Genomic DNA, 4299 nt, shown 5'->3' with positions numbered 1-4299 from the left:
ACGTCATCGACTGGCTCAAGTTCAGCGAGAGCCGCACCGAGCGCCGCGACGAGCGCAAGCGCAAGGGCCGCAACCGCGTCGTGGCCCTCGCCGTGCGCCCTGACCGCCGAGCGGTTCGTCGCCGACCCGTTCGGACCGGCCGGCTCCCGGCTGTACCGCACGGGCGACCGCGTCCGCTGGCGGGCCGACGGCACGCTGGAGTTCGCCGGCCGCACCGACGCCCAGGTCAAGGTGCGCGGCTTCCGCATCGAGCCGGGCGAGGTCGAGACCGCCGTCCTGTCCTTCCCCGGCGCGGCACAGGCCGTCGTGGTCGTCCGCGAGGACCGGCCCGGGGACAAGCGGCTCGTCGCCTACGCGGTGCCCGCCCCGGGCGCCGTCCTCGACCCGGCCGCGCTCCGCGCCCACCTGGCCGACCGGCTGCCCGACTACATGGTGCCGTCCGCGTTCGTCCCCCTGGACGCGCTGCCGCTGACCCGCACCGGCAAGCTCGACCGGGCCGCCCTGCCCGCGCCCGACTACTCGGGCGGCGGCGGCCGCGCCCCGCGCGACGCCCGCGAGGAACTGCTGTGCGCGCTCTTCACGGAGCTGCTCGGCACGCCGGACGTCACCATCGACGACAACTTCTTCGCGCTGGGCGGCGACAGCATCGTCTCCATCCAGCTGGTCAGCCGCGCCCGCCAGGCCGGGCTCGTCCTCACCCCGCGGGACGTCTTCCAGCACCAGACGCCGGCCGGGCTCGCCCTGGCCGCCGCCGACGCGACGGCCGGCGGCCCCGCGCCGCAGGACGACGGCACCGGCACCGTGCCGGCCACCCCGATCATGGAGTGGCTGCGCGAACTGGGCGGCCCTGTCGAGGGCTTCAACCAGTCGGTGCTGCTGCGCGTCCCCGCCGGTCTCACCGAGGACGCCCTGGCCGACGCCGTCCGCGCCCTGTGCGAGCGGCACGACCTGCTGCGCGCCCGGCTGGACCGCACCGAAGCCGGGCGGTGGAGCCTGCACGTCCCGCCGGCGGGGGAGGACGACGCGGCGCGGCACATCCGCCGGGTCGACATCTCCGCCCACCCGGAGGACGGACTGGCCGGCCTGCTCGCCGAGGAGGCCGAGGCGGCGCGGCGCGCCCTGGACCCGGACGCCGGCGTCATGCTGCGCGTGGTGTGGTTCGACGCGGGCGACCGCCCGGGCCGCCTGCTGCTGATGGCCCACCACCTGGTCGTCGACGGCGTGTCCTGGCGGGTGCTCGCCCCGGACCTGATGACCGCGTGGCTCGCCCGCGCCGAGGGCCGGGACATCGCCCTGGAGCCCGTCGGCACCTCCTTCCGCACCTGGGCGCGGCACCTGGCGGAGCACGCCCGGAGTGCCGCCGTGGAGGCCGAACTGCCGCTGTGGGAGCGGATGACGTCCGCACCCGACGCGCGGCTCACCCCCCGGCCGCTCGACCCGGCCGTCCACACCAAGGGCACCGCACGGCACCGCACGACCGTCCTGGAGGCCGGCCGCACCGAGCCGTTGCTGGGCACCGTGCCCGCCGCCCTGGACGCGAGCGTCGACGAGGTGCTGCTGACCGGCTTCGCGCTGGCCGTCGCCGAATGGCGGCGCCGGCGTGGCACGGGCGGCGGCAGCCCGGTGCTGATCGACCTGGAGGGGCACGGCCGCGACGAGACCGGCACCGCCGATCTCTCGCGCACCGTCGGCTGGTTCACCGCCATGCACCCGCTGCGGCTCGACCCGGGCGTGCGCTGGCACGAGATCCGCGACGGCGGCCCCGCCACCGGCACGGCGCTGCGGCGCACGCAGGAGCAGCTGCGCGCCCTGCCCGGCAAGGGCCTCGGGTACGGCCTGCTGCGCCACCTCAACCCGCGCACGGCCGCCCTGCTGTCCGGCTCGCCCGCACCGCAGATCGGTTTCAACTACCTGGGCCGGGTCCGCGCCGACCAGAGCGCCGACCGGAGCGCCGACCGGAGCGCCGACCGGGCCGGCGGCCCGGCCGGCTGGGGCGCGGCACCGGAGGACGTGCGCGTGGCGCCGGCCGACCCGGGCATGCCGTTCGCGCACGCCCTGGAGCTGAACGCGATCGCCCACGACCACGCGGACGGCCCCGTGCTGAAGGTCACCTGGTCGTGGCCGGACGCCCTCTTCGACGAACACGACATCGACGCGCTCACCGGCCTGTGGTTCGAGGCCCTGGACGCCCTCGCCCGCCATGCGGCGGCCGGCCCGGCGGACGACGAACCCGGCGCGGGCGGCACTACCCCATCCGACCTTTCCCTGGTGGACCTCCTCCAGGACGAGATCGACGAGCTTGAGTCCGACTGGAGGCTGTGAAGTGACGCAGAACCGCACCGCCCGGCGCGGGCGTTCCGCAATCGAGGACGTGCTGCCCCTGTCCCCCCTCCAGGAGGGACTGCTGTTCCACTCCCTCCTCACCGGCGAGGGAACGGACGTCTACACCGTCCAGCTCATGGTCGACCTCGACGGCCCGCTGGACGGCCCCCGGCTGCGGGCCGCCATGGACGCCGTCCTGCGCCGCCACGCCAACCTGCGGGCCGGCTTCCGGTCCGTGCGCTCCGGCAGGCCCGTGCAGTTCGTGCCGCGCGAGGTGCGCGTGCCGTGGCGGGACGCCGACCTCACCGGGCGGGCCGACGCCGACGCGGAGGCCGAGGCGGCGCGGCTGGCCGACGAGGAACGCGCCGCCCGCTTCGACCTGGCCGCGCCGCCGCTCGTCCGCTGCCTGCTGATCCGCCGCGCGGACCGGCGGCACCGGCTGGTGATCACCAACCACCACATCCTGCTCGACGGCTGGTCGACGCCCACGCTGCTGCGCGAGCTGTTCACCGTCTACGAGCGCGGCGAGGGCGCCCTGGCCCCCGTCACCCCCTATCGCCGCTACCTGGAGTGGCTCGGCCGGCAGGACCGCGCGGCGACCGAGGCGGCCTGGCGCGACGCCCTCGACGGCGTGACCGAGCCGACCCGGCTGACCGCCGCCGCCCCCGGCCGCGAGCCGCTGCTGCCCGAGCGCGTGGAGAGGCTGCTGCCGGAGGCGACCGGGGAGGGCCTCCAGCGGCTCGCCACCGACCGCTCGATCACCCTCAACACCGCCGTGCAGACCGCCTGGGCGGCCCTGCTCGGCCGGCTCACCGGCCGCGACGACGTCCTCTTCGGCACGACCGTCTCCGGCCGCCCCGCCGAGGTGCCCGGCGTCGAGGGCATGGTCGGCCTGTTCATCAACACCGTGCCCGTGCGGGTGCGGCTGAACGCCGGGCGGACCTGGGCCGAGACGCTGGCCGCCGTGCAGGACGAGCAGTCCGCCCTGGGCGCCCACCAGCACCTGGGCCTCGCCGACATCCAGGCCCGGGCCGGCATCGGCGAACTCTTCGACACCACCGTCCTGGTGGAGAACTACCCCGTCGACCCGGCCACGGCCGCCCGCCTGGACTCGGGGCTGCGCCTGACCGGCGCGAAGGGCCGCGACGCCACGCACTACCCGCTGACCCTCGTCGTCTCCAAGGGCGCCGACGGCCTGCACGCCCGCCTCGACTACCGCCCCGACCTGTTCGACGAGGCGGCCGCGCGGACCCTGCTCGACCGCTTCGAGCGCCTGCTGCACGCCGTGGCGACCACCCCGGACAGCCCGGCCGGCGAGGCGGCCGTCCTCACGGCGGACGAGCGGACCGCCCTGCTGACCGGCTGGAACGACACCGCCCGCGAGGTCCCGGCCGGCCTCCTGCCGGAGTGGTTCGCCGCGCAGGCGGCGCGCACCCCGGACGCGGAAGCCGTCGTGTCCGGCGGGGAGTCGCTGTCGTACGCGGAGCTGGACGCACGGGTGAACGGCCTGGCCAGCGCGCTGCTCGCGCGGGGTGCCGGGCAGGGAGATCTGGTGGCCCTCGCGCTGCCGCGTTCGATCGACGCGGTGGTGGCGATGCTTGCGGTGGGGAGGACCGGTGCGGCGTTCCTGCCGGTGGATGTGGACTTTCCGGCGGAGCGGATCGCCTACGTGCTGGCGGACGCCGCACCGGCGGTCGTGCTCGCCACGGCCGAAACGGCGGGGCTGCTTCCCGAGGGCCTGAACCTGCTGACGGTGGAAGGGATCGCCCCGGCCGCCGCCCCGGCCGGGACCCGGCCGGTGTCGGCCGCCGATCCGGCGTACGTCCTCTACACCTCGGGCTCGACCGGCCGCCCCAAGGGCGTCGTCGTCCCGCACGGCGCCCTGGCCAACTTCCTGTCCTCGATGCGCGAGCACACCGCCCTGACGCCGGCCGACCGCTGGCTGGCGGTGACGACGTTCGGCTTCGACATCTCGCT

The 4299-nt window shown here is 76.3% G+C and carries 2 protein-coding genes; both read left to right on the top strand.

The genetic code is table 11. The annotated features are described in order from the left end of the window. Positions 1-2322: condensation domain-containing protein (locus AB0K09_RS30365; protein WP_366068620.1), on the top strand; the 2322-nt coding region annotated here is incomplete at its 5' end. A gap of 1 nt (position 2323) precedes the next feature. Next, positions 2324-4299: condensation domain-containing protein (locus tag AB0K09_RS30360; RefSeq protein ID WP_366068619.1), on the top strand; the 1976-nt coding region annotated here is incomplete at its 3' end.

The organism is Streptomyces sp. NPDC049577 (genome assembly GCF_040675635.1).
In the GTDB taxonomy this organism is placed as follows: domain Bacteria; phylum Actinomycetota; class Actinomycetes; order Streptomycetales; family Streptomycetaceae; genus Streptomyces.
Note: the sequence above shows the minus strand (reverse complement) of the source record. Positions and strands in the feature narration are given on the sequence as shown.